28 protein-coding genes, 1 tRNA gene, 1 other RNA gene and 3 pseudogenes are annotated in these 25,645 nt (G+C 63.6%); 16 read left to right on the top strand and 17 right to left on the bottom strand.

Annotation, left to right across the window (positions count from 1 at the left end; all coding sequences use genetic code 11):
• Positions 1 to 39 precede the first annotated feature (39 nt).
• From CO676_RS34390 to CO676_RS00400, 3 genes and pseudogenes are all read right to left on the bottom strand, one after another.
• On the bottom strand, positions 40 to 264 hold the full coding sequence (locus CO676_RS34390; protein ID WP_144340107.1) for a hypothetical protein: 225 nt from the start codon (positions 262 to 264) through the stop codon (positions 40 to 42).
• A gap of 32 nt (positions 265 to 296) precedes the next feature.
• Positions 297 to 2,057 carry a cytochrome c biogenesis protein DipZ gene (locus CO676_RS00405; RefSeq protein ID WP_097519297.1) on the bottom strand — a complete coding sequence of 587 codons (1,761 nt, stop codon included), beginning with the start codon at positions 2,055 to 2,057 and terminating at the stop codon, positions 297 to 299.
• A gap of 193 nt (positions 2,058 to 2,250) precedes the next feature.
• A pseudogene (locus CO676_RS00400) lies at positions 2,251 to 2,717 on the bottom strand (type 1 glutamine amidotransferase domain-containing protein); the annotation flags it as partial.
• A gap of 36 nt (positions 2,718 to 2,753) precedes the next feature.
• On the opposite strand from CO676_RS00400, the pseudogene CO676_RS36965 reads away from it, so the two are divergent.
• The 4 genes and pseudogenes from CO676_RS36965 to CO676_RS00380 all read left to right on the top strand — a co-directional run.
• Positions 2,754 to 2,873, top strand: a pseudogene (locus tag CO676_RS36965) (NAD(P)-dependent oxidoreductase); the annotation flags it as partial.
• Positions 2,874 to 2,959: 86 nt separating this feature from the next.
• Positions 2,960 to 3,403 carry a peptide-methionine (R)-S-oxide reductase MsrB gene (msrB, locus tag CO676_RS00390; protein ID WP_097519296.1) on the top strand — a complete coding sequence of 148 codons (444 nt, stop codon included), beginning with the start codon at positions 2,960 to 2,962 and terminating at the stop codon, positions 3,401 to 3,403.
• Between the two features lies 1 nt (position 3,404).
• On the top strand, positions 3,405 to 3,911 hold the full coding sequence (gene msrA / locus CO676_RS00385; RefSeq protein WP_014766665.1) for a peptide-methionine (S)-S-oxide reductase MsrA: 507 nt from the start codon (positions 3,405 to 3,407) through the stop codon (positions 3,909 to 3,911).
• Positions 3,912 to 4,064: 153 nt separating this feature from the next.
• Entirely contained in the window at positions 4,065 to 5,303 is a 1,239-nt protein-coding gene (locus CO676_RS00380; protein ID WP_097519295.1) for a bifunctional alpha/beta hydrolase/OsmC family protein, read from the top strand.
• A gap of 68 nt (positions 5,304 to 5,371) precedes the next feature.
• On the opposite strand, the gene CO676_RS00375 is transcribed toward CO676_RS00380, so the two are convergent.
• The 6 genes from CO676_RS00375 to ffs all read right to left on the bottom strand — a co-directional run bounded on the left by CO676_RS00375 (position 5,372) and on the right by ffs (position 10,437).
• Complete coding sequence (locus CO676_RS00375; protein WP_097519523.1) at positions 5,372 to 6,664, bottom strand: lytic murein transglycosylase; 1,293 nt, start codon at positions 6,662 to 6,664, stop codon at positions 5,372 to 5,374.
• A 10-nt stretch (positions 6,665 to 6,674) separates the two neighbouring features.
• The gene (recR, locus tag CO676_RS00370; protein ID WP_014330655.1) at positions 6,675 to 7,280 is read right to left on the bottom strand and encodes a recombination mediator RecR; all 606 of its coding nucleotides are present in this window, start codon (positions 7,278 to 7,280) and stop codon (positions 6,675 to 6,677) included.
• Positions 7,281 to 7,330: 50 nt separating this feature from the next.
• Complete coding sequence (locus CO676_RS00365; protein WP_014766662.1) at positions 7,331 to 7,942, bottom strand: LysE family translocator; 612 nt, start codon at positions 7,940 to 7,942, stop codon at positions 7,331 to 7,333.
• Between the two features lie 89 nt (positions 7,943 to 8,031).
• Positions 8,032 to 8,355, bottom strand: a complete 324-nt coding sequence (locus CO676_RS00360; protein WP_014766661.1) for a YbaB/EbfC family nucleoid-associated protein — start codon at positions 8,353 to 8,355, stop codon at positions 8,032 to 8,034.
• Between the two features lie 61 nt (positions 8,356 to 8,416).
• Positions 8,417 to 10,294: a DNA polymerase III subunit gamma/tau gene (locus CO676_RS00355; protein ID WP_041414838.1), complete on the bottom strand. Its 1,878-nt coding sequence runs from the start codon at positions 10,292 to 10,294 to the stop codon at positions 8,417 to 8,419.
• 45 nt (positions 10,295 to 10,339) lie between these two features.
• Positions 10,340 to 10,437, bottom strand: an RNA gene (gene ffs / locus CO676_RS00350) — signal recognition particle sRNA small type.
• Positions 10,438 to 10,501: 64 nt separating this feature from the next.
• On the opposite strand from ffs, the gene CO676_RS00345 reads away from it, so the two are divergent.
• From CO676_RS00345 to CO676_RS00330, 4 genes are all read left to right on the top strand, one after another.
• On the top strand, positions 10,502 to 10,948 hold the full coding sequence (locus CO676_RS00345) for an HIT family protein (protein WP_041414837.1): 447 nt from the start codon (positions 10,502 to 10,504) through the stop codon (positions 10,946 to 10,948).
• Between the two features lie 2 nt (positions 10,949 to 10,950).
• Positions 10,951 to 11,931 (top strand): NAD(+) diphosphatase, encoded by a 981-nt coding sequence (nudC, locus tag CO676_RS00340; RefSeq protein ID WP_097519294.1) that lies wholly within the window; start codon positions 10,951 to 10,953, stop codon positions 11,929 to 11,931.
• A 19-nt stretch (positions 11,932 to 11,950) separates the two neighbouring features.
• Complete coding sequence (locus CO676_RS00335) at positions 11,951 to 12,643, top strand: YafY family protein (RefSeq protein ID WP_097519293.1); 693 nt, start codon at positions 11,951 to 11,953, stop codon at positions 12,641 to 12,643.
• A 97-nt stretch (positions 12,644 to 12,740) separates the two neighbouring features.
• Positions 12,741 to 13,109, top strand: a complete 369-nt coding sequence (locus CO676_RS00330; RefSeq protein ID WP_097519292.1) for a VOC family protein — start codon at positions 12,741 to 12,743, stop codon at positions 13,107 to 13,109.
• Between the two features lie 152 nt (positions 13,110 to 13,261).
• On the opposite strand, the gene CO676_RS00325 is transcribed toward CO676_RS00330, so the two are convergent.
• The 3 genes from CO676_RS00325 to CO676_RS00315 form a co-directional block, all read right to left on the bottom strand.
• Positions 13,262 to 13,399 (bottom strand): DUF1127 domain-containing protein, encoded by a 138-nt coding sequence (locus CO676_RS00325; protein ID WP_014766656.1) that lies wholly within the window; start codon positions 13,397 to 13,399, stop codon positions 13,262 to 13,264.
• 340 nt (positions 13,400 to 13,739) lie between these two features.
• Positions 13,740 to 14,594, bottom strand: a complete 855-nt coding sequence (locus tag CO676_RS00320; protein WP_041414835.1) for a prephenate dehydratase — start codon at positions 14,592 to 14,594, stop codon at positions 13,740 to 13,742.
• Positions 14,595 to 14,607: 13 nt separating this feature from the next.
• Positions 14,608 to 15,354: a 3-deoxy-manno-octulosonate cytidylyltransferase gene (locus tag CO676_RS00315; RefSeq protein WP_097519522.1), complete on the bottom strand. Its 747-nt coding sequence runs from the start codon at positions 15,352 to 15,354 to the stop codon at positions 14,608 to 14,610.
• A gap of 156 nt (positions 15,355 to 15,510) precedes the next feature.
• Here CO676_RS00315 and CO676_RS00310 point away from each other — a divergent pair, with 156 nt between their 5' ends.
• Together CO676_RS00310 and CO676_RS00300 are read left to right on the top strand one after the other, a co-directional pair.
• Complete coding sequence (locus CO676_RS00310) at positions 15,511 to 16,179, top strand: cytochrome c family protein (protein ID WP_097519291.1); 669 nt, start codon at positions 15,511 to 15,513, stop codon at positions 16,177 to 16,179.
• Between the two features lie 235 nt (positions 16,180 to 16,414).
• Positions 16,415 to 17,509, top strand: a complete 1,095-nt coding sequence (locus CO676_RS00300; protein ID WP_097519290.1) for a branched-chain amino acid aminotransferase — start codon at positions 16,415 to 16,417, stop codon at positions 17,507 to 17,509.
• 139 nt (positions 17,510 to 17,648) lie between these two features.
• On the opposite strand, the gene CO676_RS00295 is transcribed toward CO676_RS00300, so the two are convergent.
• Positions 17,649 to 18,593, bottom strand: a complete 945-nt coding sequence (locus CO676_RS00295) for an AEC family transporter (RefSeq protein WP_097519289.1) — start codon at positions 18,591 to 18,593, stop codon at positions 17,649 to 17,651.
• 241 nt (positions 18,594 to 18,834) lie between these two features.
• Between CO676_RS00295 and CO676_RS00290 the strand changes: the two genes are divergently transcribed.
• The 3 genes and pseudogenes from CO676_RS00290 to CO676_RS00280 all read left to right on the top strand — a co-directional run.
• Positions 18,835 to 19,110, top strand: a complete 276-nt coding sequence (locus CO676_RS00290) for a BON domain-containing protein (RefSeq protein WP_014766650.1) — start codon at positions 18,835 to 18,837, stop codon at positions 19,108 to 19,110.
• Positions 19,111 to 19,137: 27 nt separating this feature from the next.
• A complete protein-coding gene (locus CO676_RS00285) occupies positions 19,138 to 19,581 on the top strand; it encodes an SRPBCC family protein (protein ID WP_014766649.1) in 444 nt (147 codons plus the stop codon).
• 123 nt (positions 19,582 to 19,704) lie between these two features.
• Positions 19,705 to 20,019, top strand: a pseudogene (locus tag CO676_RS00280) (SOS response-associated peptidase family protein); the annotation flags it as partial.
• 39 nt (positions 20,020 to 20,058) lie between these two features.
• Here the strand turns inward: CO676_RS00280 and abc-f are convergent.
• Both abc-f and CO676_RS00270 read right to left on the bottom strand, forming a co-directional pair.
• Positions 20,059 to 21,681: a ribosomal protection-like ABC-F family protein gene (gene abc-f, locus CO676_RS00275; protein ID WP_097519288.1), complete on the bottom strand. Its 1,623-nt coding sequence runs from the start codon at positions 21,679 to 21,681 to the stop codon at positions 20,059 to 20,061.
• A 173-nt stretch (positions 21,682 to 21,854) separates the two neighbouring features.
• A tRNA-Ser gene (locus tag CO676_RS00270) sits at positions 21,855 to 21,944 on the bottom strand.
• A gap of 316 nt (positions 21,945 to 22,260) precedes the next feature.
• Here CO676_RS00270 and CO676_RS00265 point away from each other — a divergent pair.
• From CO676_RS00265 to CO676_RS00255, 3 genes are all read left to right on the top strand, one after another.
• Positions 22,261 to 22,578, top strand: coding sequence for a hypothetical protein (locus CO676_RS00265; RefSeq protein WP_014766645.1), 318 nt, complete (start codon positions 22,261 to 22,263; stop codon positions 22,576 to 22,578).
• A 50-nt stretch (positions 22,579 to 22,628) separates the two neighbouring features.
• Positions 22,629 to 23,279 carry a peptide-methionine (S)-S-oxide reductase MsrA gene (gene msrA / locus CO676_RS00260; RefSeq protein ID WP_097519287.1) on the top strand — a complete coding sequence of 217 codons (651 nt, stop codon included), beginning with the start codon at positions 22,629 to 22,631 and terminating at the stop codon, positions 23,277 to 23,279.
• Positions 23,280 to 23,493: 214 nt separating this feature from the next.
• The gene (locus CO676_RS00255; protein WP_014766642.1) at positions 23,494 to 24,486 is read left to right on the top strand and encodes a BMP family ABC transporter substrate-binding protein; all 993 of its coding nucleotides are present in this window, start codon (positions 23,494 to 23,496) and stop codon (positions 24,484 to 24,486) included.
• Positions 24,487 to 24,561: 75 nt separating this feature from the next.
• On the opposite strand, the gene CO676_RS00250 is transcribed toward CO676_RS00255, so the two are convergent.
• Positions 24,562 to 24,771 (bottom strand): SlyX family protein, encoded by a 210-nt coding sequence (locus CO676_RS00250; RefSeq protein WP_014766641.1) that lies wholly within the window; start codon positions 24,769 to 24,771, stop codon positions 24,562 to 24,564.
• Between the two features lie 83 nt (positions 24,772 to 24,854).
• The gene (locus CO676_RS00245) at positions 24,855 to 25,598 is read right to left on the bottom strand and encodes a sulfate transporter family protein (protein ID WP_097519286.1); all 744 of its coding nucleotides are present in this window, start codon (positions 25,596 to 25,598) and stop codon (positions 24,855 to 24,857) included.
• Between the last annotated feature and the right edge of the window lie 47 nt (positions 25,599 to 25,645).

Genomic DNA, 25,645 nt, shown 5'->3' with positions numbered 1-25,645 from the left:
ACGAAAGGGCCATGTCTCATATGTCGTATATCCGTCGATTTAGGACACCCGCTTCGCTGATGTCGGCGAGTACTCATTTGAGCACGCCATCTCCCACATGGGCGTGTCCGGTCTCGTCGTCGCCTGCGCCGGACCTTCATCGGGCGAAGCCATTGGTCCGCCGATGAGCGCCGCAATCGCCGACGGCTCCCGGGGATCGGTGTCCCAGGCGCACGGCGCGACCGCGAGCGCCATGATGGCGATGGCCATCGCAAAAATCCGCATTTGAACTCTCCTGTTTGCTTATGGAGTGACGCTCATCCGAAAGTGAAAGCAAAGGCTTCGACGCCGGGATCGAGGAAGCGAATCTCGAACGTCCGCTCCCGCACTTCTCCCGACTGGCGCACGAGCTGGTAGAGGCGCGTGTCCGTCACCGTTCCGTTGCCGTCGGGGTCAATGTCCGAACCATGATCCGGACCCGGTGCAACGCCGTCGACCAGCACTTGGAAGCGAACTTTCCTGCCGCTCGCCCCTGGTCCGAGGACGAGGTGCAGGTCGCGCGCGCTGAACCTGTAGGTAACCGCTCCTCCCGATCGATTGAGCGTCGCCTGTTCGGCTCCGACCGTCCAGTTACCGGCGAGGCGCCATTGATTGAGACCCGGCTTTCCGGCGGTATAGTCGCGCGCCTCATCGGCCGCGGCGCCTTCCGGCGACGCGAAATTTCCGGCTCGCATGTAGCCGAGATAATCCTCGCCGGACTGGAGGTTGGCGATATCGGGCGCGACTTCGGCGCCTTTCGCGGCCGGCCTCACAGGAGCGCCGTTACCCCCGCGGCTGCCTGCCGCTTCCGCCAGCAGTTCCTGGATAACGCGCTCCGACTGCTCGTAATCACCCTCGCCGAAGTGATGGTGCCTGATCCGTCCTGCGGCATCGATGAAATAGTGCGCGGGCCAGTAGCTGTTGCCGAAGGCGCGCCAGATCGCGAACTCGTTGTCGATCGCGACGGGATAGCCGATCTCAAAATCCCGGACTGCTCGCTTGACGTTGTCGAAACGCCGTTCAAAGGCAAATTCGGGTGCATGCACGCCGATCACCACCAGGCCCTGATCCCGGTACTTCTCCGCCCAGGCGCGAACATAGGGGATCGTCCGAATACAATTGATGCAGGAATAGGTCCAGAAGTCGACGAGCACGACCTTGCCGCGCAGCTGCTCGACGCTGAGCGGCTCGGAATTCAGCCACTCGACCGCGCCGTCCAGCGACGGCAAGGTGCCCTCCACCGGCAAATTGCTTCGATATGCCCGCTGCTGACCGTTGACGGCCGGTGCGGCAGGATGGTTCGCCGCCGCTTCCGGGGGCTTGCCGCGCAGCCGATCGAGGAGCGACTGCTCGATACTCGTGGTGCCCGCAAAGGAGAGGCGCGCCAGCACCCCCGTATCGAGGTCGAGTGCGATTGCAATTACACCGGCGAGCACTGCAATGCCGAGGCCCTGCCGGAAACGCTCGCCGAGACCGAGCGATCGCTTCATGGCGGCGAACACCCTTCTGCCGGCGAGCACCGCCAGCGCCAGCGAGGTGGCCGCTCCCGCGGCATAGGCCGTCAGCAGAAGCGTCGTCCCCATATTGGCGCCATGAAGGGCGGCGCCGGTCAGGACTAGCCCGAGAACCGGACCGGCGCAGGGCGCCCAAAGAAGCCCGGTTGCGACACCAAGGAGAAGGGAGGCTCCGATACTCGTTTTTTGCCCGGCCGCCCATTGTGAGAGGCGAGCGCCAAGGGCGACTGCCGGGCGGGTAACAACGGCCGCGGCCCGCGGAGAGAGCAGTATCACGCCAAACACCGCGAGCACTGCGATTGCCGCATATCGGCCTGCCTCATTCGCCTGCACCGCCCAGTCGCCGCCGACCGCGGCAAGCGTCGCCACGCCCGCGAATGTCACGACCTTGCCGATGAGCATGGGAACAATACTCCTGGCGAACGGCTGACCGGCTCGAGAAAACACGAAAGGCAGGACGGGAAGGATGCAGGGGCTGACTATGGTCAGCACACCTGCAAGATAAGCTATCGTGAAAAGGATCATCGTCGTCCCTCTGCAGTGGACCGACGCATTTTTTGGCGTCGGTCGCGCTTCAGTCGTGCTGCATGGAACCAGAGCGAAGTATCCGGCTTGTGTTCTCGCCCAAGCGGATCTGTATCAAAGTGCAGGAGGCGCTTTGAAACCTCCTGCTGCCTGTACGAATTGGCGCCGCCGAGCCAGGCCGCACCACCGGGAACTACTGCAGAAGCTTGAGTAGCTCCTTGGCCGCCGACGTCGACGAAGACGGATTCTGTCCGGTGATCAGCCGGCCGTCAACGACCGTGAAATCCGCCCAATCGGCGGCCTTTCAAAGCGGCCGCCCAGACGCTTCAACTCGTCCTCGACGAGGAACGGCACGACCTCAGTCAGCTCTACCGCTTCCTCTTCGGAATTGGTGACGCCGGTGACGCGCTTTCCCTTGACGATGGGCTCTCCCTGATAGGTTACCCGGTGCAGGACGGCCGGGCCGTGGCAGACGGCCGCGACCGGCTTGCCGGCGTTGTAGAAATCTTCGATCAGGACGATCGAGTTCTCGTCGGCGAGGTCCCACATCGGGCCGTGACCACCCGGATAGAAGATCGCGTCGAGGCCACCCATCTTGACCTCGGCGAGCCGCAGCGTGTTGGCCAATTCCTCCTGAGCGGCGGGGTCTTTTCGACGACGTCGAGGACAGTAATGTCCGCCGCAGGGCGTGCCGGCGCAAAAGACGCGCTGGTGTCGGCGGGTGAGGAAGCAGTTTACTATCATACCCGCCTGAGCGGGGCATCCAACAGCCGGGCGAAGGAGCGACTCGGCTCCGCGCCACGGCCGCTCCTGTGAAGGGAGGCCGGACGCATTGCCCGCCAATGGAGGACGCCGCCCGTGCAAATCGGCCAACGTTGTCGGACTTGAACGGAGATAGGACAATGACCTACGCAAAGACTGACGACGCGGTCAGGAAGCTTACGCCCGAGCAGTATCGGGTGACACAGCAGAACGGCACCGAACGCCCCTTCACAGGGGAGTATCATGACAACAAAAGACCGGGGATCTATGTCGACGTCGTTTCCGGCGAACCGCTGTTCGCCTCGGCCGACAAGTTCGATTCCGGCTGCGGCTGGCCGAGCTTCACCAAGCCGATCGTACCGGCAAACATCAATGAATTGCGGGACGATTCGCATGGTATGATCCGCACCGAGGTGCGCTCCGCGCATGGCGACAGTCACCTTGGCCATGTATTTCCCGACGGCCCTCAGGATCGGGGCGGCTTACGTTACTGCATCAATTCCGCGGCACTGCGCTTCATTCCGCGCGACGAAATGGAGGTCGAGGGCTACGGAGCGTATATCAACCAGGTAGAGGATATCTAAAATGACCGAGAGAGCTGTTTTGGCTGGTGGCTGCTTCTGGGGGATGCAGGACTTGATCCGCAAGCTCCCCGGGGTCGTTTCGACCCGCGTAGGCTACACCGGCGGCGATGTGCCGAACGCGACCTACCGCAATCACGGTACCCATGCGGAGAGCATCGAAATCGTCTTCGATCCCGAGACGATCAGCTACAGGCGGATTCTGGAGTTCTTCTTCCAGGTCCACGATCCGACCACGAGAAACCGACAGGGCAACGACATCGGCAGTTCCTACCGGTCGGCGATCTACTATGTCGACGACGAGCAGAAGCGGATAGCCGAGGACACCATCGCAGACGTCGACGCTTCGGGCCTGTGGCCGGGCAAGGTGGTAACCGAAGTCGAGCCGGTGGGGGACTTCTGGCAAGCGGAGCCGGAACACCAGGATTACCTGGAGCGCTACCCCAACGGCTACACCTGCCATTTCCCGCGCTCCAACTGGGTGCTGCCCCGGCGGTCGGCGGCCGAATAGCCGGTCCACTGTCTCGGGCCGCGGAATTCCGGCGCGCCCCAGTAATTGCGAACCGCCCGGCGGAGACGCTGGGCGGACGGAAGGAACATCCCCGCGCTCGTTGGTCGCCATTGCCGATGTAGAATATCATTCCTGATAGCGAAGGAGCGTCCTATGGCTTTCAATACGCAACGGCTTCAATTCGCCGGCCATTCCGGCGCAACCCTGGCAGCCCGACTCGACCTACCAAACGGGCCTTTACGCGCCTACGCACTCTTTGCCCATTGCTTCACCTGTTCCAAGGATCTGGCGGCAGCGCGCCGCATTGCAGCGGAGCTTGCACGCGAGGGTATCGCTGTCCTGCGTTTTGATTTCACGGGGCTAGGGTCGAGTGAAGGCGAATTCGCCTCGACGAATTTCTCGTCCAATGTCGCCGACCTGATTTCGGCGGCCGATTATCTCCGTCAACACTATCAGGCACCGTCGTTGCTGATCGGCCACTCGCTCGGCGGCGCAGCGGTCCTGGCCGTCGCGAAGGACATTCCTGAAGTGCGCGCCGTCGCCACGATCGGCGCGCCGGCCGATGTGGGCCATGTGTTGAACAACTTCGGAACAAGCCTTGAGGAGATCGAAACGAGCGGTGCCGCCGAAGTCGATCTTGCCGGACGGAAGTTCCTTGTGAGGAGACACTTTGTCGAGGACGCCCGCTTACAGCGCATCAAAGACGCGGTTGCGAGCCTGAAAAAGCCGCTCCTCATCCTTCACGCGCCGCTGGACCAGACGGTCGGAATCGAGAATGCCACCGAAATCTTCCACGCAGCCAAACATCCCAAAAGCTTTGTTTCGCTCGACAAGGCCGACCACCTGCTTACTGACCCTGAGGACGCAGCCTTCGCAGGGCGGATCATTTCGGGATGGTTGACGCGTTATCTCGCCGCCGACGCGCCGCAGGGGACGGCGCCGATCGAACACGTCCGCATCATGGAAACGGGTGAAGGCAAGTTTCAGAACGCGGTTCAGGCTGGCGGCCATCGGCTTTTCGCGGATGAACCCGAAAACATGGGCGGGCTCGATTCCGGACCGTCACCCTATGACTTCCTGTCGATCGCACTTGGCGCCTGCACCTCGATGACGCTGCGGCTGTATGCCGATCACAAGAAGCTGACGCTCGGGCGCATCGGCGTTGACGTCTCACACGCGAGGATCCATGCCAAGGATTGCGAGGAGTGCACCGAATCGGAACGCAGCGGCGGCACCCGGATCGACCGCTTCGAGCGCGTCATTACCGTTTATGGCGAGGTCTCCGAAGACCTTCGCGAGAAGATTGCCGAAATTGCGGGCAAGTGCCCGGTCCATCGCACGCTCGAAGCTGTGGCGAAGGTAAGAACCGTCGTGAAACCACATCCCAAGTAACAGGACGATAGCCGCAATGTCGATGGCTTTTGCTCAGCGAGCTACTCTCCACCTTCCGCCTTCCGAAGTCAGCGCAGCTTCGCCTTCAGCGACGGATCGGGAAAGCAGGTCGGCTTTAGGCCGTTCTTCGCCTGCCAGTCGCCGAGCGAGCGGCGGCTCTTGTAGCCCGGCAAGCCGTCGACCTTGCCGACATCGTAGCCGGTCGCGACCAGTGCCTTCTGCATGCCGAGCACGTCTGAACGCAGCATCTTGCCGACATCGCCCCATTCGCCGCGAAAGGCGCCGCCGCCCGAGGCGATGCGGTCGGCAAGGTTGCCGATGAACAGCGCGTAAAGGTCGGAATTGTTGTATTCCTTGATCACGTAGAAATTAGGCGTGACCACGAAGCCTGGCCCATGCGTGCCGGCCGGCACCAGCATCATGCCCGAAGCGGATCGTTCGGCGGGTGGAAAGGCCTTGCCCGAGATGCGGGTGATCCCCATGCTAGCCCAATCGGCGATCGGCCGCGCCAGATCCGGTCCCTCCTGGGCGCAGGAAACGCCGCCCGGGATCGACACTTCGAAGCCCCAGTCACGGCCGCCCTGCCAGCCTTTCTTAGAAAGATAATTGGCGATCGAGGCAAGGCTGTCGGGCACCGAATTCCAGATGTCGCGGCGTCCATCGCCATCGAAGTCCACCGCATATTTCAGGAAGCTCGAGGGCAGGAATTGCGGCTGGCCCATGGCGCCCGCCCAGGAGCCGCGCATTTCACTTTCCTTGACGTCGTCGCTCTGCAGGATGGTGAGGGCGGCGATCAGTTCGCGCCGGAACAGCTCCGGCCGCGTCGACATGAAGGCCTTGGTCGCCAGCACGTCCATGATCGGATGTGGGATCTTCGCCCGGCCGAAGCCGGACTCCCGTCCCCAGATGGCAAGCACGACCGGCCCCGGAACGCCGTAGGTCCGCTCGATCCGCTTCAGCGTCGATTGATGAGCGGAGGCGAGGCTCCGGCCCGTCGCCGCCAGCCCCTGCAGCCGCCTTTCGGAGAAATAGGACCCGGGCGAGGAAAACTCGGCCTGGCTCTGCTTGCGCTCCTTCGCCTTCGGGAAGCCGGGCGGCGCCAGGTCGGGCAGGTCCCAATCGAGCTTCACATCCGCAAAGGCCGCCTTGAAGGCCGCGGCAGAAATGCCGGCCTGTCTCGCCTCCGGCCAGAGATCATTCTGCAGCCATTGCCGGAATTGCGTTTCCACGCCGGCCTTGGTGGCGGCGTGAGCGGGAAGGTGCAGAGCGAGGAGCGCGGTGACTGTTGCGAGCAGGCACGCGCGGCGCACCCCCGCACAAAGACCGGTAAACCACGAGGCAACACGAGACTTCAAACGCATCGGCATCCCTTCAGATTGTCGTACGCGCCCTAAGCGCGGCCGTCAGCGTGCCTTCGTCGAGATAGTCGAGCTCGCCGCCGACCGGAACGCCATGGGCGAGGCGGGTGATCTTCACTTCCATGCCTTCGAGCTGGTCGGTGATGTAGTGGGCGGTCGTCTGGCCTTCGACGGTCGCGTTGACCGCGATGACCAGCTCGCGCACCCCGCCCTTGGCGACGCGATCCACCAGGCCCTTGATGTTCAGGTCGTCCGGGCCGATGCCGTCGAGCGGCGACAGCGTGCCGCCGAGCACGTGGTAGGCGGCATTCAGCGCCGCGGCGCGCTCCAGGGCCCACAGATCGGCGACGTCCTCGACGACGATGATCACCGACTGATCGCGCCGCTCGTCGGTGCAGACGGTGCAGGGATCGATCGTATCGACATTGCCGCAGCAGGAGCAGATCTTGACCTTGCGGTGCGCCTCGCCCATCGCCTCGGCAAGCGGCCCGAGCAACTGCTCCTTCTTCTTGACGAGATGCAGCGCCGCGCGCCGCGCGGAACGGGGCCCAAGGCCCGGCACCTTCGCCAGGAGCTGGATGAGCTTTTCGATTTCGGGACCGGTGACTCGCTTTGCCATGGCCGGCTTTTAGCGCATCTCACCGACAAACGGAATCGGTTTGACGGCGATCACCGCGTGGCGATTGCGACGGCCGCGCCAGCCATCGTGCCCGCACTGGCGCGGTTGACGATCCGGACCGCGCGGCGGCTCTTCAGGAACTGGCGCGCCTTGGCCGCCATCATCACCCAGGCGAGATCGATGACGACGAGCACCACGACCATGGTGGCGACAAGTTCCGTCCAGCCAAGGAAGGTCACCGAGCCGAGATCGACGATCGACGGCAGCAGTGCCACGTAGAACATCATGATCTTGGGATTGCCGAGCGTAATCGTCAGGCCGGCAAGAAACATCTTCGATGCCGATCTTGCTTCCGGCAGGCTGTCGCTCGGCAATGCCGGTTCGGCCGACCACATCTTCCAGGCCAGGAAGAGAAGATAGAGAACGCCCGCCCATTTGATGGCGACGAACATCCAATGAAAGGTCTCGGCGATCGCCGCCAAGCCGGCAACGGCGAAGGAGAGCCAGATCGCCTCGCCGACCCACATGGCCGCCAGGAAGGGAAGCACATCGCGCGCGCCCTTGGCGAGTACGCGGGCGACGAGCGCGGCGATGCTCGGTCCCGGCGAACCGGCAGCAATCAACAGCGCGCCGGCAAAGACGAGCAGCGACGCAAGCGACATGGCATTCTCCTCCCCAATAAGCTGAGCTGCAAAGTAGCACGATTTGCGTTCTCGCCAGCAGGAGCCGGTTCAAGCGCTCCAGAGGCCGATCAGAACGGCAGCTTCATGCCCGGCGGGATCGGCAGGCCGGCGGTCAGTTCGCGGGTCTTTTCCGCCTGCATGGCCTCGGCCTTGTCCTTGGCCTCCTTGTGGGCGGCGACGATCAGGTCTTCGAGGATCTCGACATCGTCCTCCTTGAAGAGCGACGGGTCGATCTTCAGGCTCTTCATGTGGCCCTTGCCGTCGAGCCGGACGGTGACGAGGCCGCCGCCGGACATGCCGTCGACTTCGAGTGCGGCGATCTCCGCCTGCAGCTTCTCCATCTTGGCCTGCATTTCCTTGACCTTGCCCATCATGCCGATGATGTCGCGCATCGTCGTCTCCTGTCCTTTGGTATGACTGCCTGAATTCAAAGCGCTGCTTCCACGCTGAGCGTTACTCGATGTCGTCGCCGGGGACGATATCGCCGTCTTCGGATTCGGCCGCAGCCGGAGCGAGGTTTTCGATCTCCTCCGCCGCGGCGCGAATGCGCACGTCGGTAATTCTCGCACCCGGAAAGCGCGCCAGGATCGCTGCGACGTCCGGATCCTGGCGGGCGTCGTTGACGCGCTGTTCCTGGGCCCGCTGTTCGGCCTCGACAAGCGTCGGCTCGCCCGGCTCGCGGCTGTAGCTGACGACCCAGTGGATGCCGGTCCATTCCTTGAGCTTGACGGCCAGTTCATTGAGCAGCGTCTTCGGCGCATCGTCGGGAAGATTGACGTCGAGCCTGCCGGGCTCGATATGCACGAGCCGCAGGAAACCGCGCACCAAGGTCTTCAACTTGATGTCACGATTCTTCGCACAGAGATCGGCGATGTCGCTCACCGAATTGACTGGGACCTTTGGCTCCGCCTTGGCGGCAGCTGCCGGTGCCGGTCCGTCCTCGATGCGCCCAACGCCGACGGGTTGGGCCGCAACGTCTGGAACGGCGCGCAGCATGGTCGCGCCGTTCCCGGACGGGCGCTGGACAGGCGCTGCCTCGATGGAGCGGGCCTGAACCGGCTGGCCGGCCTGGAATTGGGGACTGCCGCCACTGCGGGCCGGCGCCGGGCGCCCGTCGGCAGGCTCGCCGCCCGAAAGCTCCATAAGGCGCCGCGCGGCGTCTTCCGGCGAAGGAAGGTGGGCGGCATGGGCGAGCCTGATCAGCACCATCTCGGCGGCCCCCGCCGGCCGCGCCGAGCTTTCCGCCTCGGGAATGCCCTTGAGGAGCATCTGCCAGATGCGCGACAGGGTGGTGACCGCAACACTGCCGGCGAATTCGGCGCCGCGCCGGCGCTCGATCTCGCTCAAGGACTGATCATTGGCCGCCTCGGGCACATATTTCATGCGCGTCACCAGATGGGTGAAATCGGCGAGGTCGGTCAAGACAACGGTCGGATTGGCGCCAGCTTCGTATTGGGCGGCGAATTCGCCGAGGGCTGCCGCCGCGTCGCCCTTGATGACATGCTCGAAGAGGTCGACGATGCGGGCCCGGTCGGCGAGACCGAGCATCGAACGCACCGTTTCCATCTCGACCGAGCCGCCGCCATGGGCGATCGCCTGGTCGAGCAGCGACAGGCCGTCGCGTGCCGACCCTTCCGCGGCGCGCGCCACCATGGCAAGCGCTTCCGGCTCGAAGGGAACGGCCTCCTTGCTCAGGATGATGGAGAACAGCCCGACCAGATCGGAGGCGCTGATGCGCCTCAAGTCGAAGCGCTGGCAGCGCGACAGGACGGTGATCGGAACCTTGCGGATCTCGGTGGTGGCGAAGATGAACTTCACATGCTCAGGCGGCTCCTCGAGCGTCTTCAGCAGGCCGTTGAAGGCCTGGGTCGAGAGCATGTGCACTTCATCGATGATGTAGACCTTGTAGCGCGCCGAAACAGGCCTGTAGCGCACCTGCTCGATGATCTCGCGGATGTCATCGATGCCGGTGTGGGAGGCGGCGTCCATCTCGATAACGTCGACATGCCGGCCGTCCATGATCGCCTGGCAATGCTCGCCCGGCACGCGCAGGTCGATGGTCGGCTTGTCGATCTCGGCGGTCTTGTAGTTCAGCGCCCGCGCCAGGATGCGCGCCGTCGTCGTCTTGCCGACGCCGCGCACGCCGGTCAGCATATAGGCCTGGGCGATGCGGCCGGTCTCGAAAGCGTTGGTGAGCGTGCGCACCATCGGCTCCTGGCCGACCATCAGATCGGAGAAATCCTTGGGGCGGTATTTGCGCGCCAGAACGCGGTAGGCGGCCGGTTTCTCGACGGGTGAAACTGGGGATGAAATGGGCGCTTCGTCGCTCATCGACCCTGCCGCTGTTCGAACTCTTGTCCCGACAGGACGGAGAAGGTGGGAGGCTGGCACGATGACCCGTGCCGGGGCTCGTTAGGGCTGCTTCCTTCCGGACCTGACCCGGTTGGCGAGTGGCTCGTCCACCACCAACCTCCCGGCTTCCATATCGGCAATATCTGAAGCAAATGCAAGCCAAGCCGCCAAAAAACTGCTATCGATATGCAATACAAGGCGAATCCGCTTGGTCCCGAGGAGATTTTCTTGACCGGTTTCACGCTCGACGAGCGCCTTCAGCGCGATGGCATCCCGATCGCCCCGATCGGCCTCTGCCAGATGCGCCTGATGAACGACCGCCGCTGGCCGTGGCTGATCCTCATTCCGCAGCGGGCCGACGTCTCCGAGGTCTTCCACCTGTCGCCGCTCGATCAGGCGATGCTGACCTTCGAGACCAACATGGTGGCGACCGCGCTGAAGAAGGTCGCCGGAGCGGAGAAGATCAACATCGGCGCGCTCGGCAACGTCGTCCGGCAGCTTCATGTACATGTCATTGCCCGCCGCCAGGGCGATCCGAACTGGCCGGGTCCGGTCTGGGGCTTCGGCAAGGCCGAGCCGTGGCCGGAAGGGGAGCATCAGGCATTTGCAGAACGTATACTGGAAAATCTCTGAACATGACGAAAACGATCTTCGATCTTCACAGCCCCCATCCGGAGCCGAGCACATTCGTCGCCTTTGCGGAAAACCATCTTGATCGGCAATCGGAGCACCGCGCCGACGATTGCGTCGAGAAGGCGCTCGAACATCCGGGCGCGCATTTCCTCGCCTTTTCCGGCGCGAAGCTGATCGTCAAGCACGACGAGAAGATCATCGACCCGCTGTTCGCAGCCTATGAGCTTGCAGGTCTCGAACCGACGATCGACGAGGCGGTCCTGCTCGGCTACCTGCCGAACGGCGAGCCGCGGCTTGCCGTGCCGTCCGGCCTGACGGAGGAGACCGTGCCGGAGCCGTTCAAGATCGCCGATGCGCGCATGCTCTACCGGCAGCAGATGCTGCCGGAGGAACTGCTCGGCCAATTCGCCCAAGGGTCGAGCCTGATCACCTGGAACGCCAACAACCGCTTCTGCGGCCGGTGCGGCGGGCCTATGGACGGTGCTGCCGGGGGGTACCGGCGCATCTGCACGGCCTGCGGCCACATGGTCTTTCCGCGCACGGATCCGGTCGTCATCATGCTGACGGTCGATATCGAGCGCGACCTCTGCCTGCTTGGCCGCAGCCCGCATTTCGCGCCCGGCATGTATTCCTGCCTTGCCGGTTTCGTCGAGCCGGGCGAGACAATCGAGAACGCCGTGCGCCGGGAGACCCAGGAGGAATCGGGCATCCGCATCGGCCGGGTGCGCTATCACGCCTCCCAGCCCTGGCCGCTGCCGCACTCGCTGATGATCGGCTGCTTTGCCGAGGCGCGATCGACCGTCATCAAGCGTGACGAGCAGGAGCTTGAGGACGTGCGGTGGTTCACCCGGGCAGAGACGGAAGCGATGCTTGAGCGCTCGACCGGAGTGGCCAGCACGCCGGACGAGCATATACCGCCGCCGAAGGGCGCAATCGCCCACCAGCTCATGCGCGACTGGCTGGCCTGGCCGGAGCGAAGCTGAGCGCGAAGGAGCAGAACCGGTGTCGCGCTCGGAACGGCTGATCGATCTCATTCAGGTGCTGAGACGCCACCGCCGGCCGGTGAGCGGCCGACATCTCGCCGAGGAGACCGGAGTCAGCCTCCGCACCCTCTACCGCGATATTGCCAGCCTGCAGGCCCAAGGCGCCGAGATCGAGGGAGAAGCCGGCATCGGCTACGTCCTCAAGCCCGGCTTCCTGCTGCCGCCAATGATGTTTTCCGAGGAAGAGATCGAGGCGCTGGTGCTCGGTTCGCGCTGGGTGGCGAATCGCGGCGATAAAAGACTCGCGGCAGCAGCCGCCGACGCGTTGGCGAAGATCGGCTCGGTGCTGCCGGCGGAGCTCAAGGAGAAGCTCGACAGTTTGACACTGCTCGTGGGATCGCGCCAAACCATCGCCGAGCGGATCGACCTCGGCCTCTTGCGCAAGGCCATCCGCAGCGAACACAAGCTCGAGCTCTGCTATCTCGACAATGATGGCCGCGACAGCCGCCGCACGGTCTGGCCTTTCGCGCTCGGCTTTTTCGAGGAGGTGCGGGTGCTGGCCGCCTGGTGCGAGCTGCGGCAGGATTTCCGCCATTTCCGGACCGACCGGATCGCAGAAGCGGCAATGCTCGACAATCGCTACCCGCGCCGACGCCAAGCCCTGCTCAAGGACTGGCGCGCCACGCATGGCGTCCACTCCGTCGGGGCCTGAACGACAGAGGAGTTGCCTTTCCGCTACGAGTAGACTGCTGACAAAAACTGACAGCATGCATCAGTAGCTTGAGGGTCCCGAAACAAGGAGACCCATCATGGCAAAAGCCAATCTCATCGTCCTTTATGTAACGGAGCCACTGGCTAGCGTCGAATTCTATCGCAAGCTGCTCGGTAAGGAACCGTTGGTCAGCTTCCCGACCTTCTCCTCCTTCGAGCTTCAGAACGGGTTCGTTCTCGGATTGTGGGCAACAGCAGGCGTACAGCCCGGACCGGTCGGTGAAGGCAGCCGCGCCGAACTCGCATTCATGGTGGAAGGGGAAGAAGCGGTTCGCGCGCATTACGAGGAATGGCGGGCGATGGGCCTGCCGATTGCGCAGGAACTGACGAAGATGGATTTCGGACCGACATTCGTCGCCCTCGATCCGGACGGGCATCGCCTTCGTGTCTGCCTTTTCGACGACTAAGGCCTAGCGAAGGTCTCGCTCACACCCCGCGGGCATCGCCGGCGGGGTGTGGAAGACTTACTGCCGCACGCTCCACTGCAATGCAAAGTGCTACAGCGACCTTTGCGCGTCTGGTGACGCGCGACGCTGTAGGACGCGGGGCCATTCTTTAATCAGCGGCCGTAAACGGCTGCTTGAATCTGGGATCGGGAAAGACCGATGTCGCTCAGCGCGTGATCGTCCAGAGCATTCAGCTCGCGTACCGCGCGGCGCAACTTTGCATATTCCACGATCTTCTGACGGATCTTCATTATTTGACACTCCATTTTCTTGACAAAGGCCAAATAGGCATTTGCCTAAGATTTAAGTAGTTCCATGATTGCAAATTAGGCATGCACCAGACGCGTAGCCGGTTAACGAAGTTCGCCACGTTTCCGAGCTGCGTCGGCGCGTCGTGACATCATCCCCACCCTCCGTCATCCTCGGGCTTGACCCGAGCCCGTCATCCTCGGGCTTGACCCGAGGATCCAATCGCAAGCACCGGTGCTGACGGCGATACTGGCCGACCTGGTCTGGATCCTCGGGTCAAGCCCGAGCATGACGGAGGGGCGGAGAACCGTGCTGAGAAGGGCGCCGTAAGCAGGCTCGTCCTCAGAGCACACCGCGCATCGGGTGCGCCTTGTACGTGCCGAGAATGCGGACGTTTTCCGAGAAGAAGCGCAGCTCGTCCATGGCGTGGCGAACCCCCTCGTCGTCCGGATGGCCCTCGATATCGGCATAGAACTGCGTCGCCACGAACTTGCCGCCAAGCTGATAGCTTTCGAGCTTCGTCATGTTGATGCCGTTGGTGGCAAAGCCGCCCATCGCCTTGTAGAGGGCGGCCGGAATGTTGCGCACGTTGAAGACAAAGGTGGTGATGATCAGCTCGTCGTTCGACTTGCGCGTTGTCCGCTGCTCCTCGCGCGACAGCACGACGAAGCGGGTGACGTTGCTGTCGGTATCCTCGACGTTCTCGGCGATGATCTCCAGCCCGTAGAGGTCGGCGGCAAGGCGTGGGGCAAGCGCAGCCATCGAGCGGTCGCCTGTTTCCGAGACGAGCTTGGCGGCACCGGCCGTGTCGCCCGCGACGATCGGCTTCCAGCGATTGGCGCGGACGATCTTGCGGCACTGGCCGAGCGCATGGATGTGGCTGTGCACGGTGCGGATTTCATCATGCCTGACGCCCGGAAGCACCATCAGCTGGAAGCGGATCGGCATGAAATATTCGCCGACGATGTGGAGACGCGATTCGGGCAGCAGGTGATGAATGTCGGCGACGCGGCCGGCGATCGTGTTCTCGATCGGGATCATGCCGAGATCGGCCTCGCCGTTCTCGACCGCAAGAAAGGCGTCCTCGAAGGTCTGGCAGGGCAAAGGCTCCATGGACGGGAACATGTCGCGGCAAGCCATGTCGGAATTGGCGCCGAAGTCGCCCTGGAAGGAAATCCTGTTGGTCTTGGCGGTCACTTTGGTTCCCCTTTCAGGCCGAGAGTATGCGGCGGGCTTTTTCCAGGTCGGCCGGCGTGTCGACGCCTAGCGGCACGGAATTGGCGATCTCGACATCGATGCGCATGCCGGCTTCGAGCGCCCGCAACTGCTCGAGCGATTCGCGCCTTTCGAGCGTCGAAGGCTTCAGCGACACGAAAGTCTCGAGTGCCCTGCGCCGGTAGGCGTAAAGGCCGATATGGTGGTAGAGCGGCCCCGCGCCATAGGGTGCCGTCGCGCGGGTGAAATAGAGGGCGCGCAGCCGGCTCTCGGAAAGCGGCGAACCGACGACCTTGACGACGTTCGGATTGGTCTTTTCGTGCTCGTCGGTGATCTCCACCGTCAGGGTGGCGATGTCGGTCGTCGCGTTTTCGAGCGGCCTCAGCGCTGCGCGGATCGGACCGGGCTCGATGGTCGGCAGGTCGCCCTGGACATTGATGACGATCTCGGCCTCACCGTTTGGATCGGCCTTCGTGAGCGCCTCGTAGATCCGGTCGGACCCGGACTGGTGATCGACGCGCGTCATGATCGCCTCGAAACCGGCGTCGCTCACCGCCTCGAAGACCTCTCTATGATCGACGGCGACGACGATTCGGCCGACATCGGCTTCCGCGGCGCGTTTGGCGACCTGGACGATCATCGGCAGGCCGCAGATGTCGGCGAGCGGCTTGCCCGGCAGGCGTGTCGAGGCCATGCGCGCTGGAATGAGCACGAGGGCTTTGCCCGAAAGTTCACGATTCATCATCTTGCCTTCAAAAGCCCTGCAGAAAGTGTCAAAAGGTCTCACTTCGGGGCCGATAATCTCTGTTGCAACGCAGAGCCAAAAGACATAGGTTCCGCGCGATTTCAAGATGGGCCGGCTTTTTGTTTGCGCCGGTGGCAAAGGGAGCGTTTGCAGATGAATCCATATGTGAACATGGGTGTGGGTGCCTTGTTGGGCACGGTCTTCGTGCTGATGACCGTGTCCATTGCGTCTGAAGGCATTTTCCATTCCGAAGCTCCCGAGAAGGAAGGTTTCGCAATCGTCGCCGAGGAACCGACTGCCGAAGGCGGTGCGGCTGGCGGCGAAGAAGCCAAGCCGGAGCCGATCGGCCCGCTGCTCGCCAAGGCCGATGCTGCTGCCGGCCAAGCCGTGTTCAAAAAATGCGCAAGCTGTCACACCTCAGAGAAGGGCGGAGCGAACAAGGTCGGCCCCAATCTCTGGAGCGTCATCAACCGTCCGGTCGCCTCGCATGAGGGCTTCGCCTACTCCGCCGGCATGAAGACCTTTTCGGAAGGCGGCAAGATCGTCTGGGACTACGACCACCTGAGCTACTTCCTCGAGGCGCCGAAGAAGCACGTGCCGGGCACCGCCATGGGCTTTGCCGGCCTCAAGAAGCCGGACGAGCGGGCCAACCTCATCGCCTGGTTGCGCGAGCAGGCGGACAGCCCGGCACCGCTGCCGACGGCGGACGCAACCGGCGCCACAGAAGCAGCACCGGCTGCGGCCCCTGCCGAAGGCGGTCAGGCGCCGGCTCCTGCCGAAGGTGGTCAGGCGGCCGCCCCGGCCCCCGCTCCGGCAAACTGAGCGCTCGATATTTCCGAGGAGAGCCCGGTCATCGACCGGGCTTTTTCTATCCGACCAGACGCGTTCCGGAGAAGCATCGGAACCTTTGCGGCGATGCCGCGCCTATCGGATTTTCCTTTGGCAATGCTAATATCTGTGCAAATGACAATGTAACCAAATGCGATCCGATCGGAGTCAAGTCCTGTCTTCATGGCGAGCGGGACGGGCCTGCTCGGAGCGAAGGAGCGGACGATAGATGACCGGCGGTGCAGAAACTTTCCTGTTCGAGACCCATCCGAACCCCATGGCAGCGGGCGAGCGCGAGGCCTTGCTGCAGAACCCGGGCTTCGGCCGCGTGCTGACCGATCACATGGCGACGATCCGCTATTCCGAGGGACGCGGCTGGCATGACGCCAGGATCGAACCGCGGAAGGCCTTGGAACTCAGCCCTTCGACGGTGGTGCTGCACTATGCGCAGGAGATCTTCGAAGGCATGAAGGCCTACTGCCTGCCGGACGGCGGTGCCACACTGTTCCGGCCTGACGCCAATGCGCGCCGTTTCACCAACTCCGCCACGCGCCTGGCAATGGCTCCCTTGCCGGAAGAACTGTTCGTCGCGTCCGTGCGCGCCCTGGTGCGGACGGATCGCGACTGGATTCCGGCGGCTGAAGGCGCCTCGCTCTATCTCCGGCCGTTCATGATCGCCACGGAAGCGATTCTCGGCGTAAAGCCGTCGTCCGACTATCTCTATTGCGTGATCGCCTCGCCGGTCGGCTCCTATTTCAAGGGCGGCGCGCCGGCAGTCACTCTCTGGGTCTCCGAGCATTACACGCGGGCGGCCCCCGGCGGCACGGGCGAGGCGAAATGCGGTGGCAACTATGCGGCAAGCCTCGCGGCACAGGCGGAAGCAAGCCGCGAAGGCTGCGACCAGGTCGTGTTCCTCGACGCCGTCGAGCGGCGCTGGATCGAGGAACTCGGTGGCATGAACGTCTTCTTCGTCTTCGCCGACGGCTCGCTGCAGACGCCGCCGCTCACCGGCACGATCCTGCCGGGCATCACCCGCGATTCGCTGATCACGCTTGCCCGCGACCTGGGCCTCACGGTGCGCGAGGAGCCCTATGCCATCGACCAGTGGCAGGCCGATGCGGAGAGCGGCAGGCTGACCGAGGCCTTCGCCTGCGGCACGGCCGCGGTGGTGACGCCGATCGGCAAGGTGAAGGGCCGCACACGCAACTTCACGATCGGCGATGGCGGGGCGGGCCCGGTCGCTGGCCAGATGAAGGCGGCGCTGCTCGACATTCAGAACGGGCGCGCGCCCGACCGGCACGGCTGGCTCGACCGGCTGTTCTGAGCAGCGGACGACCTGCGGCTCCTCATCCGGCCTGCAGGCCACCTTCTCCCCGTACACGGGGCGAAGGAGAGTCGCGGCAAGCGCCTTGCCTAAAATCCCCTGTCCCCGAAAAGCGTAGGGCGATGGGACGGATTCCGCGTCACATCAAGAGGTAAGCCCAGGCCGACACGCTGATGACGCCGAGCGCCGTTGTCAGCGTGATGGTCGAGGAAGCGAGGCCGTGGCCGACATTGAAATGGTTGGCGAGCAGCCAGGCATTGACGCCGGTCGGCACGGACGAGGTCAGGACGAGGGCGGCGGTCCAGCTGTCGCTGAGGCCAAGAAGATGGCAGGCGGCGAAGACGGCGCCCGGAAGCACGATGAGCTTCAGCATGCTGGTGACGGTGGCAAGTCCGGTATTGCCGGCAAGTCCGTATTTGTCGAGCGCCATGCCGATCGAGACGAGCGCGGCGGGCGCGGCAACCCCGGCAAGCTGATCGACGACGATCTTCGCCGGCCCGCCGAGCGGCTGGCCGAGGAGATGGAAAAGGGCGCCGAACGCGAGGCCGATCACCAGCGGATTGCGGACGAGGTTGCGGCCGACGCCCGCCAGGAGCTTGACGAGGCCCTGCCGCGGGCGGCCACTGGTCTTCTGATCGGCGCGATCCATCAGCACGGTCCCGGCGATCATCATCACCGGCAGATGCACGGAAAGCAGGATCGAGAGCGCGACGATCCCCTCTTCTCCCACCACGCGCGAAACCAGCGGCAGCCCAATGAACACCGTGTTGGCGAAGGCGGACGAGACGCCCGCCAGCACACCCATGCGCTGATCGCGGCCGAAGCCGAGGGTTGCTGCCAGATGACCGATGGTCCAGGTAACGGCGACGCCGGAGAAATAGGCGACCCAGAGCGGCCAGGGCGACCCCTCTTTGAAATCCGCCTCGGCAATGGTGCGGAACAAAAGGACCGGCACGGCCACCCGGAAGACGAAGTCGCCGAGCGCCTCGCCTACGGCCGGCTTCAGGTAGCTGAACTTCACGATCAGCCAGCCGGTCAGGATCAGCACGAAGATCGGGAGCACATTCAAGAAAACTTCGGACATGCGCGAGCCTTATCACGACGTTTCGGCTTGAACCGACCGATCGCGATCGATTCCGGAGAGCAGGTCGGGGGAGCGCGCCCGGGGCCGCGCATTTGTGATTCATGCAGATACCGACGCATAGACCCGTTTGAGCGACGGAAGCAAGGCAGCGATTGAGGGAAAGGCGCCCCAGCTGCGACCATTTGCACCCGGAACATTCAGTCGTCACAAAGCGTTGCGACCGAGGACGGGAACAACAGGAATGTCGAGCGAACATCCGACCTATTCGCACAAGGACGACGACCCGCATCTGACCGATGACGATCTGGCGCTAAAGGTCCTGCGTTTCCTTCGCTACGCAACTTTCATCGACACGAGCGACATAGACGTCATTGCCCTCGGCAACATGGTGGTCTTGTCCGGTACGGTCGCGCGCGAAGCGGATATCGCCTGTGCCGGCGAGGCAGCGGCCTCGGTCATCGGCGTCCAGAGCGTCGAGAACCGGCTGACGGCGAGGCCGGGCGAAGCGGCGGGCTGAGCAGCGGAAGACCGCGGAGGACAAGCCATGAAGGACAGCATCGAAAAGCGCATTGAACTTGCAGCTCCGATCGACAGGGTCTGGCGCGCCTTGACCGATCATGAGGCCTTCGGCGAATGGTTTCGCGTCAAGCTCGACGGCCCCTTCGTCGTCGGTCAGGTCACGACCGGCGAGATCACCTATCCCGGCCACGAAGGCGTCAAGTGGACCTCGGTGACGGAGCGGATGGAGGCGCCGCGGCTCTTTGCCTTTCGCTGGCCGCACTCCGAGGATCCGGATGCCGATTTTTCGAGCTCACCTTCGACACGTGTCGAATTCCACCTCAAACCCACGACCAAGGGTACGCATCTGACGATCACCGAAGCGGGCTTCGGCTCGCTGCCGGAGGAGCGACGCGAGGAGGCGGTCTGCAACAACGAGAAGGGATGGGAGATCCAGACCCAGAACATCAAGGCCTTTGTCGAACCCTGATTCGGCAGCGACACGTCACGATCATTGGCCCAGACTCGGCTGAGAACCCGGCGTTGACGTTCGCCGCCGCCGCGATACCTTTGCGACGAGGGAGGCCAGCGGATGTGCGGACGCGTCTACACGAGCTCCGGCGCGCCCTTCGCGCTTGCCGGCCTCTGGGACACCTGGCGCGACCCGAAGACCGACGAGGACATCCGCACCTTCTGCGTCATCACCTGCCCGGCGAACGAGATGATCGCGACGATCCACGACCGCATGCCGGTGATTCTGCAACGGGAGGATTATGAGCGCTGGCTTTCGCCGGAATCCGATCCGTCCGATCTGATGAAGCCGTTTCCGGCGGAGCTGATGACGATGTGGCCGATCGACCGAAGGGTCGGCTCGCCGAGGTATGAGGCAGCGGATATTCTTGATCCGATCGACCCCGGCGAGGAGTGAGCGCTGAGCGGCAGCGTCACAGCCACTTCTAAAACCCTGTCATCCGCGCAGGCCAGGCGCCTCCTGGCCGGTGCGCTCGACGTACTCGGTATAGCCGCCGCCATATTGTTGAATGCCGTCCGGCGTGAGTTCCAGTACCCGGTTGGACAGTGCCGACAGAAAACGGCGGTCGTGCGAAACGAACAGCATCGTGCCCTCGTAGGCGGAGAGCGCCTTGATCAGCATCTCCTTGGTATCGAGGTCGAGGTGGTTGGTCGGCTCGTCGAGGACCAGGAAATTCGGCGGGTCGAACAGCATTGCGGCCATCACCAGCCGCGCCTTCTCGCCGCCGGAGAGCACCCGGCAACGCTTCTCGACGTCGTCGCCGGAAAAGCCGAAACAGCCGGCCAGCGCTCTAAGCGGCGCCTGCCCGGCCCTGGGAAAGCGTTCCTCCAGCCATTGCAGGATGGTGCTGTCGCCGTCGAGCAGGTCCATGGCGTGCTGCGCGAAGTAGCCCAGCTTGACGCTGGCGCCGAGTGACACGTTGCCCTTGTCCGGCTGGGCAGTGCCGGTGACGAGCTTGAGCAGCGTCGACTTTCCGGCGCCGTTGATGCCCATGATGCACCAGCGTTCGCGCCGGCGCACCATGAAGTCGAGGCCGTCATAGATCGTCCGGCTGCCATAGGACTTGTGCACGTTCTTGAGGTTGACGACGTCTTCGCCGGAGCGCGGTGCCGGCAGGAAATCGAAGGCGACCGTCTGGCGGCGGCGCGGCGGCTCGACGCGGTCGATCTTATCGAGCTTCCTGACGCGGCTCTGGACCTGCGAGGCATGCGAGGCGCGGGCCTTGAAGCGCTCGATGAACTTGATTTCCTTGGCGAGCATCGCCTGCTGGCGCTCGAACTGGGCCTGCTGCTGCCGCTCGTTCAGCGCCCGCTGCTCCTCGTAGAAGCCGTAATCGCCGGAATAGCTCGTCAGCGCACCGCCGTCGATTTCGATTATCCTGGTGACGATCCGGTTCATGAACTCGCGGTCATGAGAGGTCATCAGCAGGGCGCCGTCATAGTTTTTCAAGAAATCTTCCAGCCAGATCAGGCTCTCGAGATCGAGGTGGTTGCTCGGTTCGTCGAGCAGCATCACGTCCGGGCGCATCAGCAGGATGCGGGCGAGCGCCACGCGCATCTTCCAGCCGCCCGACAGCTTGGCGACGTCGCCGTCCATCATCTCCTGGCTGAAGCTCAGCCCGGCCAGGACCTCGCGGGCACGTCCCTCCAGCGCATAGCCGTCAAGCTCCTCGTAGCGCGCCTGCACCTCGCCATAGCGATCGATGATCGCGTCCATCTCGTCCATCCGGTCGGGATCCGACATGGCCGCCTCGAGTTCGCGCAGCTCCGCCGCGACGGCGCTGACCGGACCCGCCCCTTCCATCACCTCGGCAACCGCCGACCGCCCGGCCATGTCGCCGACATCCTGGTCGAAATAGCCGATCGTCACGCCCTTCTCGACCGAAACCTGCCCCTCGTCGGGCACTTCCTCGCCGGTTATCATCCGGAAGAGCGTCGTCTTTCCCGCCCCGTTCGGGCCGACAAGCCCGATCCTCTCGCCGCGGTTCAAGGCGGCCGAGGCTTCGATGTAGAGAATGCGGTGACTGTTGGACTTGCTGATATTCTCGATACGGATCATGGGGAAGATGGCCTGGTGGGATTGCGCGCACCCCTATGCCACGGGTCGGTGCCGCTGTCACGCGATCCGCGCATCTTGCCGGCGCCGAGGCTCGGCGAGCAACGCTTCGAGGCGCGTCCTGCTTCGTTGAAGAGATTCTAACAACCCTGCGAAGCTCGAAGAGCGAAGCAGAATGGCGGACAGAGAGGGATTCGAACCCTCGATACGCTTTCACGTATACACGCGTTCCAGGCGTGCGCCTTCAACCACTCGGCCACCTGTCCATCCGTCTGCAGCCGTTGGTCAGTCCGGCTGGATGGGGGAGTGAGACTCCACCGCGCTGCCGGCATAACCCGGTAGACGGGCGCGATATATACCGATGATTGGCGCCGGATCAACTGCTTTCTGACAGATTGTTGACATCGCGCGAGAAGTCGTGGGCGCGGTCCGCCATTGCGCTTGCCGGGCGGCGCGCCTATCTCTTTGGACGCGACTCGCAAAAGCGTGAATCGGCCTCGCGCCAGGACGCACGGCGTGATTGCGCAATGGCTTGAAGCGATCGACAGGCGCAGGGGGAGATACCTGGCCGGAGGAGGGTGAATGCGGCTCTTGCTGCGGTTTGCAAGCTTTGTCGCGCTGGCGGCCGCCGTGCTTGCCGGCACTGTCGATTCGATCCAGTCTGTGGCGGCTTCCGAGCCGGTGCTGACGCCGCTTGCGGAGGGGGTCGCGCTGCTCGGGTCCGACGCGCTCAACTGGGTGCAATCGCTGCAGAGAACCGATGCCGGACCCGCCATCTGGCTGACCCCCCTGCATTGGGTCCTCATGCAGCCCGCCTTCGCCGTTCTGCTTGTCATCGCCCTCCTCCTGTGGATGGCGGGCTACAAGAAGAAGCCGGCCGCCGGACGTTTCGCGGCCTGAAGCGGCCCCGCGTCGCTCAACGCTTTCGGTGCATCGAAAGGATGCCTCAGATGTTTCTGATCGATATGTTCAACAAAAAGTCCATCCTGCCCGACGCCGAAACCGCGCTTTCCGGCCGCGCCGAGGAAATCCCGACGGCTGCGGCGCACTTCGTCTCCCGCCGGCCGCTGAAAGGGCCCTATCCGGACGGCATGAAGAAGGTGCTGTTCGGCATGGGCTGCTTCTGGGGCGCCGAGCGGCTCTTCTGGCAGATCCCCGGCGTCTATGTGACCGCAGTCGGCTATTCCGGCGGGCTGACCCCGAATCCCACTTACCAGGAGACGACGACGGGGCTGACGGGCCATGCCGAGGTGGTGCTGGTCGTCTACGACCCGGAAAAAGTGTCGCTTGCCCGCCTGCTCAAGACCTTCTTCGAGGAGCACGATCCGACCCAGGGCATGCGGCAGGGCAACGATATCGGCACGACCTATCGCTCGGCCATCTATGTCTTCGACGAGGAGCAGCTAGCCGAGGCGAATGCCGCCCGCAACGCCTTCAGGAGGGCGCTCAACGCCTTCAACCACGGCCGCGAGATCACAACGGAAATCGCGATCGCCGGACCCTTCTACTTCGCCGAGGAGTATCACCAGCAATATCTCGCCAAGAACCCCGGCGGCTATTGCGGCCTGCGCGGCACCGGCGTCAGCTGCCCGATCGGCTGAGCGAAATCCGCGGTCATCTTGCACCCGTCGCCGGGTCTCAGCAGGGAGCCGGCGGCATCTTTACCATCTGAAAAATTTTGGATGTTTTTTTGCATAAGCCGTGCAAGGATGCCGCCACCCAAGCCTTAAACAGAAGAGGGGCGGGTTCCGCGGACAGGCTCTGCCCGCCGCCGGAAAACCCGAAAAGATCCAATTGCGACAACAGGGCTGCAAGATGAAAAAAACCATTCTCGGTCTCTTTGCGTTCTCGATGATGTCGGCGACGGCGCTGGCCGCCGACGTCAAGCCGGCGCTCATCTACGACCTCGGCGGCAAGTTCGACAAATCCTTCAACGAAGCGGCCTTCAACGGCGCCGAAAAGTTCAAGGCCGAGTCGGGCATCGAATACCGCGAATTCGAAATCGCCAATGACGCCCAGCGCGAACAGGCGCTGCGCCGCTTCGCCAGCGACGGCAACAGTCCGATCGTCATGGCCGGCTTCAACTGGGCCGCATCGCTCGAGAAGATCGCAGCGGAATATCCGGATACGAAATTCGCCATCATCGACATGGTGGTCGAAAAGCCGAACGTCAAATCGATCGTCTTCAAGGAGCAGGAAGGCTCCTACCTCGTCGGCGTGCTCGCCGGGCTCGCCTCCAAGTCGAAGACCGTCAGCTTCGTCGGCGGCATGGACATTCCGCTGATCCACAAATTCGCCTGCGGCTATGTCGGCGGCGCCAAGTCGGTGGGCGGGGACGTCAAGGTGCTCGAGGCCTATACGGGCACCACGCCGGACGCCTGGAACGATCCGGTCAAGGGCGGTGAAATCGCCAAGTCGCAGATCGATCAGGGCGCGGACGTCGTCTACCACGCCGCCGGCGGCACCGGTGTGGGCGTATTGCAGGCGGCAGCGGATGCGGGCAAGCTCGGCATCGGCGTCGACTCCAACCAGAACATGCTGCAGCCGGGCAAGGTGCTGACCTCGATGCTGAAGCGCGTCGACGTCGCCGTCTACGACGCCTTCACGGCGGCAAAGGACGACAAGTTCGAATTCGGCATCTCCAACCTCGGCCTCAAGGAAGACGGCGTCGGCTATGCGCTCGACGAGCACAACAAGCCGCTGATCACGCCGGAAATGCTCGATGCGGTCGAGAAGGTGAAGGCCGACATTATCGCCGGCAAGGTGCAGGTGCACGACTACATGACGGACGAGACCTGCCCGTACTGATTGGCCCGTACTGATCGGAAAAGACGATCGGAGGCCGCCGGTTCGCATGGGCCGGCGGCTTTTTGCTGCCTCAAATCAATAATGCGGCGGTCGCGTCACGGGAATCGCCTCTCGGGCTTGTTCCTCAAGGTTCAAGAAACGCTCGGCCAGTCGGTCGAGCTTAGCCCGCGTCTGCTCGACCACTTTCCATTGTTCGGCAAGCTGATCTGAAAGCTCCTCGATGGTCTTCGCCTGATGCGCCATCGTTTCTTCCAAACGGAGGATCCGGTTCTCCATGTCGCTCATGCGCTTCTCCATTTCTTTCTCAGTTCTGCACGCAGATGGTTCATGCCATGCAGATGGTCCAGCCCGGCGGCGCCGTCAAGCGATTAGCCGCGTGCCCCGGCTGTGACGGCGTTCACAGCGGAGAACCCGGGATCGCGTGCTGAGAGCCTCTTGTGCAGGTGCACCATCATGCCGGCGGCAAAGAGCGGCGTCAGCAGGTTGAGGAGCGGCACGGCCAGGAAGGCCGCGACCACGAGGCCCGCCAGAAACACCGTCGCACGATGCTTGACGCGGAAGAGCCGCGCCTCGGCCGGCGAGCGGTGGCGCATGGCGGCGAACTCGAAGAACTCGCGCCCGAGCAGATAGCCGTTGACGAGGAAGAAGGCGATCAGGTTGACGCCCGGCACGAGCAACAAAAAAAGCGCGACGATGTTGCCGAGGATGACGACGCCGAGGAATTTCACCGAGCTTACCATAGCTTCGGCGAGCGGCAGCGGGGTGCCCGGCGGCTCGGCCGGATAATCTCGTTTCTCGACCACTTCGGCCACATCGTCGAGAAAGAAGCCGGCGATCAGCGCCGTCACCGGGGCGAGCAACAGCGCCAAGGCAAGAGCGAGGCCGAGGCTCGCGAAAATCCCGACGACGAAGGTGATCCAGCCGGCCCATTCGGGCGTGCCGGGCATCAGCACGTCGATCCATGGCAGGGCAAGCCAGACGAACAGCTCGCGCAGCGCAAACCAGAGGGCGACGAGCGCCAGCAGCGTCAGCCCGATGACCTTCCAGAACACCGAACGCGTCTCCGCAGCAAAGAGATTGGCGAAGGCGAGCCGCGCCGATTCGAGAATCATGGGTGGTCTCCACTCAGGACAAGTGCGATCGATGTAGGCAGCCGCAT

Source organism: Sinorhizobium sp. BJ1, from assembly GCF_002531555.1.
Taxonomy (GTDB): domain Bacteria; phylum Pseudomonadota; class Alphaproteobacteria; order Rhizobiales; family Rhizobiaceae; genus Sinorhizobium; species Sinorhizobium fredii_B.
Note: the sequence above shows the minus strand (reverse complement) of the source record. Positions and strands in the feature narration are given on the sequence as shown.

What these genes read in the sequence shown, in the direction of transcription:
- CO676_RS34390 (WP_144340107.1), bottom strand. Translation starts at nt 264, where the DNA reads ATGCGGATTTTTGCGATGGCCATCGCCATCATGGCGCTCGCGGTCGCG.
- CO676_RS00405 (WP_097519297.1), bottom strand. Translation starts at nt 2,057, where the DNA reads ATGATCCTTTTCACGATAGCTTATCTTGCAGGTGTGCTGACCATAGTC.
- msrB (WP_097519296.1), top strand. Translation starts at nt 2,960, where the DNA reads ATGACCTACGCAAAGACTGACGACGCGGTCAGGAAGCTTACGCCCGAG.
- msrA (WP_014766665.1), top strand. Translation starts at nt 3,405, where the DNA reads ATGACCGAGAGAGCTGTTTTGGCTGGTGGCTGCTTCTGGGGGATGCAG.
- CO676_RS00380 (WP_097519295.1), top strand. Translation starts at nt 4,065, where the DNA reads ATGGCTTTCAATACGCAACGGCTTCAATTCGCCGGCCATTCCGGCGCA.
- CO676_RS00375 (WP_097519523.1), bottom strand. Translation starts at nt 6,664, where the DNA reads ATGCGTTTGAAGTCTCGTGTTGCCTCGTGGTTTACCGGTCTTTGTGCG.
- recR (WP_014330655.1), bottom strand. Translation starts at nt 7,280, where the DNA reads ATGGCAAAGCGAGTCACCGGTCCCGAAATCGAAAAGCTCATCCAGCTC.
- CO676_RS00365 (WP_014766662.1), bottom strand. Translation starts at nt 7,942, where the DNA reads ATGTCGCTTGCGTCGCTGCTCGTCTTTGCCGGCGCGCTGTTGATTGCT.
- CO676_RS00360 (WP_014766661.1), bottom strand. Translation starts at nt 8,355, where the DNA reads ATGCGCGACATCATCGGCATGATGGGCAAGGTCAAGGAAATGCAGGCC.
- CO676_RS00355 (WP_041414838.1), bottom strand. Translation starts at nt 10,294, where the DNA reads ATGAGCGACGAAGCGCCCATTTCATCCCCAGTTTCACCCGTCGAGAAA.
- CO676_RS00345 (WP_041414837.1), top strand. Translation starts at nt 10,502, where the DNA reads ATGCAATACAAGGCGAATCCGCTTGGTCCCGAGGAGATTTTCTTGACC.
- nudC (WP_097519294.1), top strand. Translation starts at nt 10,951, where the DNA reads ATGACGAAAACGATCTTCGATCTTCACAGCCCCCATCCGGAGCCGAGC.
- CO676_RS00330 (WP_097519292.1), top strand. Translation starts at nt 12,741, where the DNA reads ATGGCAAAAGCCAATCTCATCGTCCTTTATGTAACGGAGCCACTGGCT.
- CO676_RS00325 (WP_014766656.1), bottom strand. Translation starts at nt 13,399, where the DNA reads ATGAAGATCCGTCAGAAGATCGTGGAATATGCAAAGTTGCGCCGCGCG.
- CO676_RS00315 (WP_097519522.1), bottom strand. Translation starts at nt 15,354, where the DNA reads ATGAATCGTGAACTTTCGGGCAAAGCCCTCGTGCTCATTCCAGCGCGC.
- CO676_RS00310 (WP_097519291.1), top strand. Translation starts at nt 15,511, where the DNA reads ATGAATCCATATGTGAACATGGGTGTGGGTGCCTTGTTGGGCACGGTC.
- CO676_RS00300 (WP_097519290.1), top strand. Translation starts at nt 16,415, where the DNA reads ATGACCGGCGGTGCAGAAACTTTCCTGTTCGAGACCCATCCGAACCCC.
- CO676_RS00295 (WP_097519289.1), bottom strand. Translation starts at nt 18,593, where the DNA reads ATGTCCGAAGTTTTCTTGAATGTGCTCCCGATCTTCGTGCTGATCCTG.
- CO676_RS00290 (WP_014766650.1), top strand. Translation starts at nt 18,835, where the DNA reads ATGTCGAGCGAACATCCGACCTATTCGCACAAGGACGACGACCCGCAT.
- CO676_RS00285 (WP_014766649.1), top strand. Translation starts at nt 19,138, where the DNA reads ATGAAGGACAGCATCGAAAAGCGCATTGAACTTGCAGCTCCGATCGAC.
- abc-f (WP_097519288.1), bottom strand. Translation starts at nt 21,681, where the DNA reads ATGATCCGTATCGAGAATATCAGCAAGTCCAACAGTCACCGCATTCTC.
- CO676_RS00265 (WP_014766645.1), top strand. Translation starts at nt 22,261, where the DNA reads ATGCGGCTCTTGCTGCGGTTTGCAAGCTTTGTCGCGCTGGCGGCCGCC.
- msrA (WP_097519287.1), top strand. Translation starts at nt 22,629, where the DNA reads ATGTTTCTGATCGATATGTTCAACAAAAAGTCCATCCTGCCCGACGCC.
- CO676_RS00255 (WP_014766642.1), top strand. Translation starts at nt 23,494, where the DNA reads ATGAAAAAAACCATTCTCGGTCTCTTTGCGTTCTCGATGATGTCGGCG.
- CO676_RS00250 (WP_014766641.1), bottom strand. Translation starts at nt 24,771, where the DNA reads ATGAGCGACATGGAGAACCGGATCCTCCGTTTGGAAGAAACGATGGCG.
- CO676_RS00245 (WP_097519286.1), bottom strand. Translation starts at nt 25,598, where the DNA reads ATGATTCTCGAATCGGCGCGGCTCGCCTTCGCCAATCTCTTTGCTGCG.